We start from the raw sequence: 14,968 nt of genomic DNA, 5'->3' as shown, positions 1-14,968 counted from the left end.
GAGATTGGCTGGGGGACTAGGATTCGAACCTAGACAACCAGAGTCAGAGTCTGGGGTCCTACCGTTAGACGATCCCCCAACGGCGCGAGGCGTTCGCGTTGGTGAGCGGGGGGTCTAATCAAAGCGCCGGGCGATGGCAAGTGCAGAATTGACATCGCACCGGCTCGTCGCGTGGCGCGCCCCTCAGGCCGGGTTCGAGAGCGTGCGGCGCACGGCGTCGCGCCAGCCGGCGACCTTGCGGCTGCGCTGGCTCGGCGCCATCGCCGGCAGGAAGCGGTGTTCCAGGCGCCACTGGTCGGCGAACCGGTCGGGCTCCGGCAGCAGGCCGGCGTCGAGGCCGGCGAGATAGGCCGCCCCCAGCGCCGTCGTCTCCAGCACGGTCGGACGATCGACCGGCAGGTCGAGCAGGTCGGCAAGGCGCTGCATCGTCCAGTCGGAGGCGACCATTCCGCCATCGACCCGCAGCACCGAGGCGCCGGTGCCCGATTGCGGCCAGTCGGCCCGCATCGCCTCGATCAGATCGAGCGTCTGGTAGCAGACGCTCTCCAGCGCCGCCTGCGCGAATTCGCGCGGGCCGCTGTTGCGCGTCAGGCCGAACATGGCACCGCGCGCGTTGGCATCCCAATGCGGCGCGCCGAGCCCGACGAAGGCGGGCACGAGATAGACCTCCTGCTCCGGGTCTGCGGCCTGCGCCAATGGGCCGGTCTCGGCTGCCGTCCCGATGATGCCCAGGCCGTCGCGCAGCCATTGCACCGCTGCGCCCGCGATGAAGATCGAGCCCTCCAGCGCATAGCTCCTGACGCCGCCGAACTGGTAGGCGATGGTGCCGAGCAGCCGGTTCTTCGAGGCGACGGGCTTGTCGCCCGTGTTGAGCAGGGCAAAGCAGCCCGTGCCATAGGTCGACTTGACCATTCCGGGCGAAAAGCAGGCCTGGCCGATCGTCGCCGCCTGCTGGTCGCCGGCAATGCCGCGCACCGGGATCGGCCGGCCGAAATGCTCCGGCACGGTTTCGCCAAAAAGGGCGGCGCAGTCCCTGACTTCCGGGAGCAGGGAAGCCGGCACGTCGAACAGGCGCAGCAACTCCTCGTCCCAGACGCCGCGCCCGATATCGAAGAGCATGGTGCGGGCGGCGTTGGTGGCGTCGGTGGCGTGGACCGCGCCGCCGGTCAGGCGCCAGAGCAGAAAGGAATCGACCGTGCCGAAGGCGAGTTCGCCCGCTTCGGCGCGCTTGCGGGCGCCGGGCACGTTGTCGAGCATCCAGGCGATCTTGGTGGCGGAGAAATAGGGGTCGATGCGCAGGCCGGTGCGCGCGGCAATCAGCGCTTCGTGGCCGGCCTGGACCAGCGCTGCACAGGCATCCGCGGTGCGGCGGTCCTGCCAGACGATGGCGCGGTGGATCGCCTGGCCCGTGCGGCGGTCCCAGATCAGCGTGGTCTCGCGCTGGTTGGTGATGCCGATGGCGGCGATGTCGCCGGCGTCGAGCCCGGCTTTCGTCATCGCGGCGCGGCAGGTGGCGAGCACGCCGCTCCAGATGTCCTCCGGCTCGTGCTCGACCCAGCCCGAGGCCGGGAAATGCTGGGCGAATTCCTGCTGGGCGCTGGCGACGACCCTGAGCGCTGCGTCGAAGACGATGGCGCGCGAGGAGGTCGTGCCCTGGTCGATCGCGAGGATATGGCGCGGCTTTGCCATGGTTCAGCGTCCCTGCCCTGTCGGCCATCCTGGTCGCGGCCCTGCTGCGAGACTTGCCGGAAGGCGCAGCTATGGGCAAGTGCACGCTGACCGCGAAGGTTCCGCTTGGACTGCCGTCCCGCTGTTGTTACGCTCGGCCTCGAAACGGGCAGCCGGGGCTTACGCCGGCTTAGGTCGCGCTGCCGTTGGCAGGTGCGGCCGGCAAGGGATTGGACAGGGTGGCGGTCGACGACCGGCAGGAGCTAGAGGTCGCGTCAGCGGCCCCGGTGCAAGCCGGCGACTCCGGCGCGGGCGCGCTGGGGCTCGACCTCGCCCTGATGACGCCGGCCGTGACGCGGGATTACGCACCGCGACCGCCGTCGGCGACCTATGCGGCGCTCGATCTCGGCACCAACAACTGCCGGCTGCTGATCGCCCGGCCGGCGCATCACGGCTTTCGCGTGGTCGACGCGTTTTCGCGAATCGTAAGGCTGGGCGAAGGGCTCGGCGCCAGCGGGCGGCTCGGCGAGGCGGCGATGGACCGGGCCGTCGAGGCCCTGAAGATCTGTCGTGGCAAGATGACGAATCGCGGCGTCACCCGGGCCAGGCTGGTGACGACCGAGGCCTGCCGCGCTGCGGCCAACGGGCTCGATTTCGTCCGCCGGGTCGCGATCGAGGCCGACCTCCAGCTCGAGATCGTCGACCAGCGTACCGAGGCTTCTCTCGCGGTATCGGGCTGCGCTGCGCTGGTCGATCCCGCCGCGGAGGGTGTGATCGTCTTCGATATCGGCGGCGGCTCGACCGAGATCGTCTGGATGGGCGGGCGGGCGCAGGGGCGCGACCCGGCGAGCCGCATTCGCGAATGGGCCTCGCTGCCGATCGGCGTCGTCACCGTCGCCGAACGCTATGGCGGCATCGATGTCGGGCGGGAACTGTTCGAGCGCATGGTCGACGACTGCACGTTGGCTCTGGCGCCCTTCGCGGCCAAGGCTGCGGGCGCGCGGACTGCGAAGAATTTCCACCTGCTCGGGACCTCGGGCACGGTGACGACGGTCGCCGGCATTCATCTGGGCCTCGCGCGCTATGACCGGCGTGTCGTCGACGGTCTGTGGATGCGGCAGGAGGATATCCTCACCGTCATCGACCAACTCATCGAAATGGACTATGCCGCCCGTGCGGCCAATGCCTGCATCGGGCGGGAGCGGGCCGATCTCGTGCTAGCGGGCTGCGCGATCTTCGAGGCGATCCGCCGGGCGTTCCCCAGCGACCGCGTCCGGATCGCCGATCGCGGACTGCGCGAAGGCATCCTGCTGCGGATGATGCATGAGGATCGTGCCTGGTGGCGGGGGAAGCCCGCATGAGCGCGGCCGCGCTGTTTACGAGGCCGGCAAGGGAAATGGGCGAACAGCCATGAGCGTCGGCAAATTGGGCGGCAAGTCGAATGTGGCGGGCGCCCGCGACCTGCGGGTCAAGGTCAAGAAGGCTAAGAAGCTCAAGCATTCCTCGCAGCTCTGGCTCGAGCGCCAGCTCAACGACCCTTATGTAAAGCGGGCCCGCGAGTTGGGCCATCGCTCGCGCGCAGCCTTCAAGATCGAGGAGATGGACGACCGCTACAAGTTCCTGAAGACGGGACAGAAGCTGATCGACCTCGGCTGCGCGCCGGGGGGCTGGTGCCAGATCGCGGCCAAGCGCGTCGGGCTCGAACAGGGCAAGGGCCGGATCGTCGGCATCGACCTGCTGCCGGTCGATCCGATCCCCGGCGTCGATCTGATCGAGATGGATTTCATGACTGAGGAGGCCCCTGCCCTGCTGACGGAGCGGCTGGGCGGCAAGGCCGACGGTGTGATGTCGGACATGGCGGCCAATACGACCGGCCACAAGAAGACCGACCACCTCAAGATCATCGGGCTCGCGGAGGCGGCGCTCGAATTTGCCAACGGCATCCTGAAACCGGGCGGCTTCTTCCTGGCCAAGCTGTTCCAGGGCGGCGAGAGCTCCGAACTCTTGGCTGAGCTCAAGCGGGACTTCACGACGGTGCGCCATGTCAAGCCGGCGGCAAGCCGCCCGGATTCGTCGGAGCTCTATGTGCTGGCGACGGGGTTTCGGCGGAAGGCTGAGGAGGTCTGAACCGTCCGATCAGGCCGCCCGCGGCGTGATCGCAGCCAGCGTCGCGCCAATCGCTCGCTTCGCCTCGAGCAATTCAAAATCTATCTGAAGGCCGAGGAAGAACCCCTCCGACATGCCGAAATAGCGCGCGAGCCGGAGGTCCGTATCGGCCGTCACGCCGCGCTTGCCGAGAACGATCTCATTGATGCGTCTCGGCGGCACGCCAATCGCGTTTGCCAGACCTGTCTGACTGAGACCCATCGGCTTGATGAACTCTTCAAGAAGAATGCTGCCCGCATGCGGGTTCGGCAGCAGGTCCTCAATGATAGTCGACGATTTCGACATCGGTAGGCCCTCCTTCGGTCCAGCGGAAGCAGATCCGCCATTGCTGGTTGATCCGGATCGAATGCCGACCGCTGCGATTGCCTCGCAGCAATTCAAGCCGGTTTCCAGGCGGCACTCTCAGATCGTCGAGGCGCTTGGCACGATTGAGCAAACGCAATTTGACCAGTGCCGTCGCCTGGATGTCCGGCGGAAGGCGTCGCGACCTGACGCCATCCCAAATCCTGGCCGTCTCACTATCCCGGAACCCGACGATCATTCCGCACCATAACGCATAACGTTATATGGTCAATATTCACGCACGACTGTGCCGTCATTCCAGCGGCTTCTGGTCCGCGATCGCCTGCGCCGTTGCCTTGGGGGCGCTGATCGGGATGTGGCCCGAGACTTCGGCGCCCGCGTCGTGCGCCAGCCGGACCATCCAGAACACCGAGGAGGCCGAGATCAGGCCGACGATGACGAAGGCCGGCCAGAAATCTCCGGCGCCCAAAACCTTGCTGCCGTTGAAGGCATTGGCGGCCTCGAGCGCGAAGGCTCCGATGGTGACGCCGAGGCTCAGCGACAATTGCTGCGCGACGCTGGACAGGCTGGTCGCACTCGACATCTGGCGGTTCGAGACGTCGGCATAGCTCAGCGCGTTGATGCCGGTGAACTGGAGCGAGCGGAAGCAGCCGCCGATCAGCAGGACGCAGAGCATCAGCCAATGCGGCGTCGCCGGCGTGAACAGCCCCGATGCGGCCAGGAAGGCTGCGCCCACGACCGCGTTGAAGGTCAGGACATTGCGGAAGCCGAAGCGGGCGAGGATCGTCCGCGCCAGGGTCTTCATGATCAGCGCGCCGGCCGCCGAAGAGAAGGTGATCAGCCCGGATTGGAGCGCGTTCAATCCGAAGCCGAGTTGCAGCATCAGCGGCAGCAGGAACGGGATGGCGCCGATGCCGGTCCGGAAGATCGAGCCGCCGACCACGCCGATGCGATAAGTCGGGATACGCAGCAGCGACAGGTTGAGAACGGGATAGGCCATGCCGCGCGCATGAAACCAGTAGGCGACGAGTGCCAGGATGCCGCCGGCGATACAGGCGTAGGAGACGGCCTCCGGGACGAGGTGACGCCCCCCGGTTGCGAGGCCCAGCATCAGCGCCGCGAAGCCGAAGGAGGAGAGCAGGAAGCCTTTGATGTCGAGCGGCGCGACATCCTCTTCGCGGATATCCTCGAAGAACAGGCTCGCCAGAACGATGCCGATCAGGCCAATCGGGATGTTGATGAAGAAGATCCAGCGCCAGTCGAAATAGGTGGTGATGAAGCCGCCAAGCACCGGCCCGACGACCGGCCCCACCAGCGCCGGCACGGTGAGATAGGCGAGCGCGCTGACGAGTTGCGATTTCTCGACGCTGCGCAGGATGACGAGCCGCCCGACCGGTACCATCATCGCGCCGCCCATGCCCTGGACGAAGCGGGCGCCGACGAAGGCCCCGAGCGAGTTGGACATGGCGCAGAGCACTGAGCCGCACATGAAGACACCGAGCGCGGCGCGAAAGATCGTACGCGCGCCATAGCGGTCGGCCATCCAGCCCGAAATCGGGATGAAGACGGCAAGGCTGACGAGGTAGGACGTCAAGGCAAGCTTGAGCGCGATCGGATCCTCGCCCAGCGATTGCGCGATCACCGGCAGCGAGGTCGCGATCACCGTCGAATCGGTGTTCTCCATGAACAGCGCGCAGGCGACGATCAAAGGCAGGAGTTTGGCGCGCTGCAAGGCCGGAGGCTCCGCTTCTATGTATCGGCGAGCGATATAGCGCACCGAGGCAGGTGAGGAGTACGCAGCAAGCGCGTAGGGCGCGATGACGCACAGCTTGTATGAGCCGTACGCTAGAGCCGGCTTATCACCATGCGCCTTGCTCGCGCCGCTCAGCGCAACGCGCTCCCGTCATGCATTTCATGCATCTGACAACTACGAGGCGCCATACTATTTCCTAGGCTAGGGGCGAGCACGGCAAGATTTCAGGAAACGCGCCGGTATTCCGGCAGGAGGTGTCCCATGACCCAGCTTTCAAACTCGTCGACAACTGGAAAAGTCCGGTTTCTGCGGTCGGCCGCATTCGCGGTGCTTGCGACCGGAGCGCTGTGCTGGATGGCACCGACGCCCGCAGCGGCGCTGGAGACCGACTGGAAGCAGGGCTGCATCATGAAATCCTCGCCTCAGGGCTATGGCGAGATGATCCGGGAGCGCCAGTGCGGGCATCTGAACGATTGCCAGAGGATGGCTGACGCCAAGGGTGCCATGATGACCGGAATGGGCTGCTTCTTCGTGGCGCCGAGCTCCGGGGCGGCTGCCACGGACGCCGGGCAAGCACGCGCCACGAAGCGGTAGTAACCTGCCGGTCGGCTATTGCCCCAGACACCGCCTGGTGCTGGGGCGATGGCCCTCCTCAAGAAATTTCCGCAGTACTCTAGCAGCCGCGTCACACGCGTGATATCGGGCCTCGTCAACCCGGGAGCGGGCGGTTCTTTCAACCGTTGTCCTGCACACCCGCAACAGAACCGGCTGGTCCGGTGTCGGAGTTGACGATGGCGACCTTGATCGACGGCCTCATTCGTGACGGATTGACATTCGACGACGTGCTCCTCGAGCCCGGCCCGTCGGACGTCATGCCCTCCGACGTCGATATTTCGACGAAGCTGACGAAGACGATTTCTCTCAACATGCCGATCATCGCTTCGGCGATGGATACCGTCACCGAAGCCAGGATGGCGATCGCCATGGCGCAGGCCGGCGGCATGGGCGTGATTCACCGCAATTTGGAGGCTGACCAGCAGGCGGCGCAGGTGCGCCTCGTCAAGAAGTTCGAATCGGGCATGATCGCAAACCCGATCACGATTTTCCCCGACGAGACCTTGGGCGACGCACTTGCCATCATGAAGCACAACTCGATCTCGGGCATTCCGGTGGTTGAGCGCGGGCCGCAGGGCCACAAGGGCAAGCTCGTCGGCATCCTGACCAATCGCGATGTCCGCTTCGCCGCCAATCCGCAGCAGCCGGTCTCCGAGTTGATGACGAAGGACCGGCTGATCACGGTGCGCGAGGGCGTCGATCAGGACGAGGCCCGCCGCCTCCTGCACCAGTTCCGCATCGAAAAGCTGCTCGTCGTCGACGATCACTACCGCTGCATCGGCCTGATCACCGTCAAGGACATGGAAAAGCAGGTCGCCCATCCGACCGCAGCCAAGGATTCGCATGGCCGGCTGCTGGTGGCCGCCGCGACGACGACGGGCGATCTCGGCTTCGAGCGCTCGGAGATGCTGATCGATGCCGGTGTCGACATCATCGTGGTCGATACCGCGCACGGCCATTCAGCCAAGGTTCTGGAGGCGGTCACCAGGGTCAAGAAGCTCTCCAACGCCGTGCAGATCATCGCCGGCAACGTGGCGACCGCCGGAGGCGCGCAGGCGCTGATCGATGCCGGCGCGGACGCCATCAAGGTCGGCATCGGGCCGGGCTCGATCTGCACCACCCGCATCGTCGCGGGCGTCGGCGTGCCGCAGCTGACCGCGGTGATGGATGCCGCGTCGGCAGCGCAGAAGCACGGTGTGCCGGTGATCGCCGATGGCGGCATCAAATATTCGGGCGACCTCGCCAAGGCGCTCGCGGCCGGTGCGTCCTGCGCCATGGTCGGGTCGCTGCTGGCGGGCACCGACGAAACACCTGGCGAGACCTTCCTCTACCAGGGCCGCTCCTACAAATCCTATCGCGGCATGGGCTCGGTCGGCGCGATGGCGCGCGGCTCGGCAGACCGCTACTTCCAGCAGGACATCAAGGACGCGCTGAAGCTGGTGCCCGAGGGTATCGAGGGTCAGGTCGCCTATAAGGGCCCCGTCTCCAACGTCCTGCACCAGCTTGCCGGGGGCTTGCGTGCCGCGATGGGCTATGTCGGCGGCAGGGATCTCCTCGACTATCAGGCCAAGGCGCGCTTCATCCGCATCACCAGCGCCGGCCTGCGCGAGAGCCATGTCCACGACGTGACGATCGTGCGCGAGAGCCCGAACTATCCGACGCGGTCTTGATCGCCCGCGCCGGATACGGGAGCCCTTGATCAACTCAGCCCTCATCCTGATGCTGCTTCGCGGTTCCTCAGAGGCTGGCTGGAAAATTATTTCGGCTTTCAACGACTTGGGCATCACCGGATAAGGCGCTGTCATTCCGGGCGAAGCGCAGCGAAGTCCCGGAATCCATGCCGGAACGCTGATTGGAGAGCGTCAGGCATGGATTCCGGGTCGCCCTTCGGTCGCCCGGAATGACGGCCCACTTGTCAAAGAAATGCCAAGCCTTTGATTTGACATCATGCTTTATCGGCCAAGCTCTCAGGATGGGGGCTGCCATGGGATGACGGCGAGGTAATGTATGACCATCAAGCTGATCTACCCCGCGCTCGCCCAGATCCTGTGGACCTTCGTGGTGCTGGGGATCATGTTCGAGCGTCGGCGCAAGGCCTTTGCCAGTAAGGAGGTCAGCCTCGCCGACGTTGCGGTCTCGAACGAACGCTACCCGGTGGGGGCGCGGCTGGCCGCTGCCAACTACGCCAACCAGTTCGAAGCGCCGGTGCTGTTCTTCGCGCTGATCATGGTGGCGATGGAGGTCGGGGCGACCGGCTTCGTCATGACCCTGCTGGCCTGGATCTTCGTCGTCACGCGGATCGCCCATACGCTGATCCATGTCGGGTCTAACCAGGTGAAGGCCCGCTCGGGCGTGTTCGCGCTCGGCATGTTGTGCCTGTTCGGCATGTGGATCATCGTCATGGCGGCGGTGCTCTGAAGCGCTCGCCTCCCACGCGCAGAAAGACTTGCAGCTTCCCTAAAGGACGCCCTGTCACATCCTCGCTACAGGAGAGGATAAACCCTGTTTGCCGCTTGCGCCCAAATGCCTGCGCCGTCATGCTAAGTGCTTGCGGCTAGGGTGATTGAGGGGACGATCGCCTGAATGGTTTCAGAGGCTCTCGTCCTCCCTCTGACGCAAGGTTCGATATGGCTATTCTGACTTTCGGTCGCGTCGCTCTGCTGGCTGCCATTGGCGTTGTCGGCGCGGGTGCCGGGATGCATTATACCGGCCGTCCCGTGCCGTGGCCGCTCGACCGCATTCCCTACGGCAAGGTCATTCCGCCTTATGGCGAGATCGCCGCCAAACCCGCCGCCGGAAGCCAGCGCGCAGCGGCACCGCAGCGTCCGCCCGTCACCATCGTCACGGCGAAGGCCGACCGCCGGCCGATGCCGGTCCGGCTCGAGGCGATCGGCACGGTGCAATCGCTCTCGACGGTCTCGGTCCGCTCCCGCGTCGACACCCAGATCATCGAGGTCGGCTTCAAGGACGGCGGCTACGTCACGAAGGGAGACGTCCTGTTTCGGCTCGACTCCCGCTTGGTCGAGGCGCTCCTGAAGCAGTCCGAGGCGACCGTCGCACGCGACAAGGCGTCCCTGGTCTCGGCGGAGGCGGATCTGCGCCGCGCCGAGGAACTCGCCAAGCGCGACTTCGCGACCGATCAGCGCCTCGATGCCGCACGGACCGCGGTGAACACCTTGCGCGCCACGATCCGCGGCGGCGAGGCCGGCGTCGAGGCTCTGAAGGTTCAGCTGACCTACTACACGGTGGTGGCGCCGGTGTCGGGCCGCATCGGCGTGGCAGGCCTCAAGGAAGGAAACATCGCCAAGACCGGCGATAATTCGGCGGTCCTGGTGACGATCAACCAGATCGACCCGATCTATGCGAGCTTCGCGCTGCCGCAGCGGCATCTGGCCGATATCCGGGCGGCGATGAACTCGGGCAGCGCCGTGGTACTCGCGACGCAGTCGGGCGCAGCCAAGGGCGTCGAGGGCAAGATCGCGGTGATCGACAACACCGTCGATGCCACGACCGGCACGATCCAGATGCGCGCCTTGTTCGACAATGCCGACGAGGCGCTGTGGCCGGGCGCGCTCTGCCAGATCCGCGTCACACTCAAGGTCGAGCCCGACGCACTCACCGTCCCGCGCGAGGCGATCCAGAACGGCCAGAACGGCCCCTTCGTCTTCGTCATCGAAGAGGGCGTCGCGCGCACGCGTTCCGTCGTCGTCGATCGCACGATCGAGGGCCGGGTCGTGCTGGCGTCGGGGCTGAAAGGCGGCGAGTCGGTCGTCGTCGACGGCGCGCTTCTGCTCACCGAGGGTGCGCGCGCGATCGAGCGCGGACGCGGCGCGGCGCCTGCGCCAGCCCCGCCAGCCAATCAGACCTCTCAACGCGGGAGCATCAGCGGATGAACCTGCCAGAGGCCTGCATCCGTCGTCCGGTCATGACGACGCTCATCATGGCGATCTTCCTGATCTTCGGGTTCTTTGCCTTCAAGCAGCTGCCCGTCGCCGCACTGCCGCGCGTCGATTTCCCGACGATCAACGTTAGCGCGCGCCTGCCAGGCGCTTCGCCGGAAACGATGGCCTCCTCGGTCGCGGCGCCTCTGGAGCGCGAATTCGCCTCGATCTCGGGCATCACCTCGATGTCCTCGGTCTCGCAGCAGGGCTCGACCTCGATCACGCTGCAGTTCGACCTGAACCGCAACATCGACGGTGCGGCGCTCGACGTGCAGGCGGCGATGAGTGCCACGGCAAGGCGGCTGCCGCCGGAACTGCCCTCCCCGCCCAGCTTCAGGAAGGTCAACCCGGCCGACCAGCCGGTGCTGTTCATGGTGCTGACCTCCAGCACCAGGCCGCTCTACGAAGTCCATGAATTCGGCGAGAACGTGCTGCAGCAGCAGATCTCGCAGCTGCCCGGCGTGGCGCAGGTCAACATCTTCGGCGCGCAGAAATATGCGGTCCGCATCAAGATCAACCCGGACGCCGTCTCGGCGCGCGGGCTGGCGTTGAGCGATGTGCGCACCGCGGTGGCCGCCGCCAACTCGAACGCACCGGTGGGGACGCTCAACGGCGAGAATCAGCGGCTGACGCTGGGCGCGACGGGCCAGCTCGAACGCGCCGCCGAATACGGCAATCTGATCATCGCGCAGAAGAACGGCACGCCGATCCGGCTGCAGGACATGGCGACCGTCTACGACTCGGTCGAGAACGACCAGACCGCGAGCTGGTACAACGGCCAGCGCTCGATTATCCTGGCGGTCTACCGCCAGTCCGACGCCAACACCGTCGAGGTGGTCGACAACATCAAGAACCGCCTCGAAGCCTATCGCGCGCAGTTGCCCGCCGCGCTCGACCTGCATGTGCTGAACGACCGCTCGATCCCGATCCGCGAGGCGGTGGAGGACGTCGAGTTCTCGCTCGTTGTCGCAATCACGCTCGTCATCATGGTGATCTTCCTGTTCTTGAAGAGCCTGGCGGCGACGATCATCCCGACGCTGGCGCTGCCGATCTCGCTGGTGGGCACTTTTGCGGCGATGTATGCGCTGGGCTATTCGCTCGACAACATCTCGCTGCTGGCGCTGACGCTGGCGGTCGGCTTCGTCGTCGATGACGCCATCGTCATGCTGGAGAACATCATCCGGCATATCGAGATGGGCAAGAAGCCATTCCAGGCGGCGCTCGACGGCTCCCGAGAGATCGGCTTCACCATCCTGTCGATCACCATCTCGCTGGTGGCGGTGTTCATCCCCGTGTTTTTCATGGGCGGCGTCGTCGGCAAGGTCTTCGTCGAATTCGCTGGGACGATCTCAGCCGCGATCATCGTGTCGGGCTTCGTCTCGCTGACGCTGACGCCGATGCTGTGCGCGCGCTTCCTGAAAGCCCACGACCATCACAAGAAGCCCAATCTGCTGGAGCGGACCTTCGAGGCCGGTTTCCAGGGCATGCTCACCGCCTACCGCGTGACGCTGGACTGGGTGCTGAAGGCGCGGCTGCTGATGCTGCTGCTGACGCTCGGCACCGTCTATGTCTCGGCGCAGCTCTATACGGCGATTCCGAAGGGCTTCTTCCCGACAGAGGACACCGGCCTGCTGCGCGGCGCCACCGAAGGTCCGCCCGACACCTCATTCGAGGCGATGGCAGTGCGCCAGCAGCGGGTGGCCGAGATCGTCAAGGCCGATCCCGCAGTCGATTACCTGACCTCCAATATCGGCGGCTTCAACGCGACCAATAACGGCTTCATGTTCATCTCGCTGAAGCCGAAGGAAGAGCGCGACAAGGCCGAGGTCGTGATCGCACGGCTCCGGCGCGCCACTTCCGAAGTTCCCGGAATGACGGCGGTGTTCCAGCAGGTCCAGAACATCAACCTGAACGCCGGCCGGCAGTCGCGCGCGCAGTACCTGTACTCGCTGCAGGGGCCCGACCTGAACCAGCTTTTCGCCTTCGCGCCGCTGATGCAGCAGCGTCTCGCCCAGATTCCGCAGCTGCGCGACGCCAATATCGACCTGCAGCTGCGCAACCCGCAGCTCTCGATCGACGTCGATCGCGAACGGGCCGCAAGCCTCGGTATTTCCAGCGACCAGATCCGACAGGCGCTCGGCAACGCCTTCGGCTCGCGCCAGATCGCGACGATCTTCACGCCGGCGACCGATTACCAGGTCATCATGGAGGCCGACCGCGCCTATCAGCAGGATCCCGCCGTGCTCTCGCGGCTGCTGCTCAAGGCCTCGAACGGGCTCAACGTGCCGCTGGAAGCGATCGCCACGATCAAGCCCAGCGTCGGCCCGCTGGCAGTCAACCGGATCTCGCAGCAGCCGGCGGTGACGATTTCGTTCAACACCGCGCCGGGCATCTCGCTGGGCGACGCAGTCAACGCGATCCGCGCCGCCGAGCGCGACGTCAGTCTGCCGCCGACGATCGTGACGAGCTTCGCCGGCTCCGCGCAGTTGTTCCAGGACGCGCTGAAGGGCCAGGGCCTGCTGATTTTCGCCGCGATCCTGGTGATCTACATCATCCTCGGCATCCTCTATGAGAGCTTCATCCACCCGATCACCATCCTGTCGGGCCTGCCCTCGGCGGGCTTGGGCGCCCTGCTCGCGCTCGAATATTTCAACATGGACCTGTCGGTGATCGCGATCATCGGCATCCTGATGCTGGTCGGCATCGTCAAGAAGAATGCGATCATGATGGTCGATTTCGCGATCGAGCGGCGCAAGATGGGCGACGATGCACTGTCGGCGATCCGCGAGGCGGCGCTGGTGCGCTTCCGCCCGATCATGATGACGAGTTTTGCCGCGATCTTCGGCGTGCTGCCGATCGCGCTCGGTCATGGCGCGGGCGCGGAGTTGCGCCAGCCGCTCGGCATCGCGGTCGTCGGCGGGCTGCTCGTCTCGCAGTTGCTGACACTCTACATCACGCCGGTGGTGTATTTCTATCTCGACAAGGTCGATAGCTGGCTGTCTGGCCGCAATCGCCGGGAGACCCAGGAGACGATGGTCTCGGGCGTGCCGGTGGCGGTGCCGCAAGCCGTGCACAAGCCCGATCTCTGATCGTCCGTCGACTACAGCCGGTGCAAAGGCCGCCGTCATTGCGAGCGCAGCGAAGCAATCCAGAGGTTAGCGCGAGACCCCTGGATTGCTTCGCTGCGCTCGCAATGACGGAAGGTCGGACCTTCCAGTTAATGGCGTGACGCCCGCCCTCCTTGGCCCCGGTGTTAAGCATCGCGCGGCTTTGCCGGCCCGCGGAGCCGCCGCGGCGTTGAGGCTTAACAGAAAGTAAACTACATCCCGACGATGGGCGGACGGATCGCGGACGGACCGACAGGCGTAGAGTGGAGTTGGTGCGATGTTGCGTGTCCGTGAGGTATCTGCCGAAGGCGCCATTGTCCTTCGAACGGCGACGCCGCCTTCGCGCCGGCCGATGCGCCTCGCGGCGCTGACGGCACTTGGCTTGGTCCTCGGCGCCGGCGGAGCCGTCCTGACGGTCTCGATGGTCCAGGCCGAGGATGATGACGGCATTCGTGCCGTCCAGCGCGAAGATCACCGCCGCGCGCAGAGTGCGGGACGCCAGCTGGGCTATGCGGCGACGGCTTATGCGCCGTCGCGCGGCCCCTGGTCGCTGCCGCTGTTCCGCACCCAGGCCGACGGCCGCATCGCCCATCCGCCGGTCGTGCTCAATCCGTTCCGGGGGCGTGTCGCGGAAGCACCGCCGGCCGCCAAGGCGAAGCATAAGCGCACCGTGCGTCTCGACACCGTATCGGGCGCTGCCGATGTCGCTCGCACCATCTGCGTCAGGCTGTGCGACGGTTTCCATGCGCCGATCGGCTATCTCCGCGCGAAGGCGGATCTGAAGGCGCATGAGGCGCTGTGCGAAGCGATGAACCCCGGCGTCCCGGTCAAGGTCTTCAAGGTCGCGGCCGGTGCGAAGTCGATCGACGAGGCACAGTCGAGCGACGGCGGTCGCTACGGCGCCCTGCCCGTCGCCTTCGGCCATGAGAAGGCCTCCGAAAAGGCTTGCCGGCCGGCGATCGTGCAGGAAGGCGAGCGCCGCGTTTCGCTGCTGCGCGACATCACCTTGCGCCCCGGCGACAGCGTCGTGCTCGACGGCAAGGTCACGACTTTCGCGGGCTCCTCGCGTTGGCCCTACAGCACGCGGGATTTCAGCGATTTCCGCAGCGCCTCGGAGCTCAATGCCGGCCAGCGCCGCCAGATCGACGAGAGGGTCGGCATCTCGCGGATGGAGGCCGAGGCCCGCGGATTGCGCCGGCAGATGCGCGTGCGCGAGGCGAGCCTGCAGGACGACAGCTTCGCCAGCGATGCCGTTTCGCTGCGCGGCTCGCTCGACCCGCAGGCACGCGGCCCGGTGAGGCAGATCGTCATCGCGCGGTAAGGCGATGCGCAGCAGACGACCAGCGCCCGGGTATTTTAGAATATATCTAAAGAATTGCTACCTTAGAATTCTTTTAACACATTGATTTGAAAGC

The 14,968-nt window shown here is 65.8% G+C and carries 12 protein-coding genes and 1 tRNA gene; 8 read left to right on the top strand and 5 right to left on the bottom strand.

The genetic code is table 11. The features are described 5' to 3' along the window. Positions 1-5: 5 nt before the first annotated feature. Both AXW83_RS03200 and glpK read right to left on the bottom strand, forming a co-directional pair. A tRNA-Gln gene (locus tag AXW83_RS03200) sits at positions 6-79 on the bottom strand. Positions 80-183: 104 nt separating this feature from the next. Next, complete coding sequence (gene glpK / locus AXW83_RS03195) at positions 184-1,689, bottom strand: glycerol kinase GlpK (protein ID WP_066610544.1); 1,506 nt, start codon at positions 1,687-1,689, stop codon at positions 184-186. A 317-nt stretch (positions 1,690-2,006) separates the two neighbouring features. On the opposite strand from glpK, the gene AXW83_RS03190 reads away from it, so the two are divergent. Continuing rightward, entirely contained in the window at positions 2,007-3,029 is a 1,023-nt protein-coding gene (locus AXW83_RS03190) for a Ppx/GppA phosphatase family protein (RefSeq protein WP_066619737.1), read from the top strand. Positions 3,030-3,078: 49 nt separating this feature from the next. Further along, positions 3,079-3,795 carry an RlmE family RNA methyltransferase gene (locus tag AXW83_RS03185; protein WP_066610543.1) on the top strand — a complete coding sequence of 239 codons (717 nt, stop codon included), beginning with the start codon at positions 3,079-3,081 and terminating at the stop codon, positions 3,793-3,795. A gap of 9 nt (positions 3,796-3,804) precedes the next feature. On the opposite strand, the gene AXW83_RS03180 is transcribed toward AXW83_RS03185, so the two are convergent. From AXW83_RS03180 to AXW83_RS03170, 3 genes are read right to left on the bottom strand one after another with little or no spacing between them, the layout of a single operon-like run. Then, a complete protein-coding gene (locus AXW83_RS03180) occupies positions 3,805-4,119 on the bottom strand; it encodes a HigA family addiction module antitoxin (RefSeq protein ID WP_066610542.1) in 315 nt (104 codons plus the stop codon). After that, on the bottom strand, positions 4,094-4,375 hold the full coding sequence (locus AXW83_RS03175) for a type II toxin-antitoxin system RelE/ParE family toxin (RefSeq protein WP_066610541.1): 282 nt from the start codon (positions 4,373-4,375) through the stop codon (positions 4,094-4,096). The genes AXW83_RS03180 and AXW83_RS03175 overlap by 26 nt, the downstream gene beginning before the upstream one ends. Before the next feature lie 54 nt (positions 4,376-4,429). Further along, positions 4,430-5,869 (bottom strand): MFS transporter, encoded by a 1,440-nt coding sequence (locus tag AXW83_RS03170; protein ID WP_066610539.1) that lies wholly within the window; start codon positions 5,867-5,869, stop codon positions 4,430-4,432. Positions 5,870-6,151: 282 nt separating this feature from the next. Here AXW83_RS03170 and AXW83_RS03165 point away from each other — a divergent pair, with 282 nt between their 5' ends. From AXW83_RS03165 to AXW83_RS03140, 6 genes are all read left to right on the top strand, one after another. After that, complete coding sequence (locus tag AXW83_RS03165; protein WP_066610538.1) at positions 6,152-6,484, top strand: hypothetical protein; 333 nt, start codon at positions 6,152-6,154, stop codon at positions 6,482-6,484. A 197-nt stretch (positions 6,485-6,681) separates the two neighbouring features. Next, positions 6,682-8,175, top strand: a complete 1,494-nt coding sequence (gene guaB, locus AXW83_RS03160) for an IMP dehydrogenase (protein ID WP_066610536.1) — start codon at positions 6,682-6,684, stop codon at positions 8,173-8,175. Positions 8,176-8,512: 337 nt separating this feature from the next. Beyond that, entirely contained in the window at positions 8,513-8,923 is a 411-nt protein-coding gene (locus AXW83_RS03155) for an MAPEG family protein (RefSeq protein ID WP_066610535.1), read from the top strand. A 209-nt stretch (positions 8,924-9,132) separates the two neighbouring features. Continuing rightward, positions 9,133-10,398 (top strand): efflux RND transporter periplasmic adaptor subunit, encoded by a 1,266-nt coding sequence (locus AXW83_RS03150; protein ID WP_066610532.1) that lies wholly within the window; start codon positions 9,133-9,135, stop codon positions 10,396-10,398. Continuing rightward, positions 10,395-13,535: an efflux RND transporter permease subunit gene (locus AXW83_RS03145; RefSeq protein ID WP_066610530.1), complete on the top strand. Its 3,141-nt coding sequence runs from the start codon at positions 10,395-10,397 to the stop codon at positions 13,533-13,535. The genes AXW83_RS03150 and AXW83_RS03145 overlap by 4 nt, the downstream gene beginning before the upstream one ends. A gap of 295 nt (positions 13,536-13,830) precedes the next feature. Next, a complete protein-coding gene (locus AXW83_RS03140) occupies positions 13,831-14,874 on the top strand; it encodes a DUF2865 domain-containing protein (protein WP_156639750.1) in 1,044 nt (347 codons plus the stop codon). Positions 14,875-14,968 lie beyond the last annotated feature (94 nt).

This window comes from Bosea sp. PAMC 26642 (assembly GCF_001562255.1).
In the GTDB taxonomy this organism is placed as follows: domain Bacteria; phylum Pseudomonadota; class Alphaproteobacteria; order Rhizobiales; family Beijerinckiaceae; genus Allobosea.
Note: the sequence above shows the minus strand (reverse complement) of the source record. Positions and strands in the feature narration are given on the sequence as shown.

Excerpts from the sequence above, each read along its gene's own strand:
- guaB (WP_066610536.1), top strand. The coding sequence starts at position 6,682 with ATGGCGACCTTGATCGACGGCCTCATTCGTGACGGATTGACATTCGAC.
- AXW83_RS03190 (WP_066619737.1), top strand. The coding sequence starts at position 2,007 with ATGACGCCGGCCGTGACGCGGGATTACGCACCGCGACCGCCGTCGGCG.
- AXW83_RS03155 (WP_066610535.1), top strand. The coding sequence starts at position 8,513 with ATGACCATCAAGCTGATCTACCCCGCGCTCGCCCAGATCCTGTGGACC.
- AXW83_RS03175 (WP_066610541.1), bottom strand. The coding sequence starts at position 4,375 with ATGATCGTCGGGTTCCGGGATAGTGAGACGGCCAGGATTTGGGATGGC.
- AXW83_RS03165 (WP_066610538.1), top strand. The coding sequence starts at position 6,152 with ATGACCCAGCTTTCAAACTCGTCGACAACTGGAAAAGTCCGGTTTCTG.
- AXW83_RS03150 (WP_066610532.1), top strand. The coding sequence starts at position 9,133 with ATGGCTATTCTGACTTTCGGTCGCGTCGCTCTGCTGGCTGCCATTGGC.
- AXW83_RS03140 (WP_156639750.1), top strand. The coding sequence starts at position 13,831 with ATGTTGCGTGTCCGTGAGGTATCTGCCGAAGGCGCCATTGTCCTTCGA.
- AXW83_RS03145 (WP_066610530.1), top strand. The coding sequence starts at position 10,395 with ATGAACCTGCCAGAGGCCTGCATCCGTCGTCCGGTCATGACGACGCTC.
- glpK (WP_066610544.1), bottom strand. The coding sequence starts at position 1,689 with ATGGCAAAGCCGCGCCATATCCTCGCGATCGACCAGGGCACGACCTCC.
- AXW83_RS03185 (WP_066610543.1), top strand. The coding sequence starts at position 3,079 with ATGAGCGTCGGCAAATTGGGCGGCAAGTCGAATGTGGCGGGCGCCCGC.
- AXW83_RS03180 (WP_066610542.1), bottom strand. The coding sequence starts at position 4,119 with ATGTCGAAATCGTCGACTATCATTGAGGACCTGCTGCCGAACCCGCAT.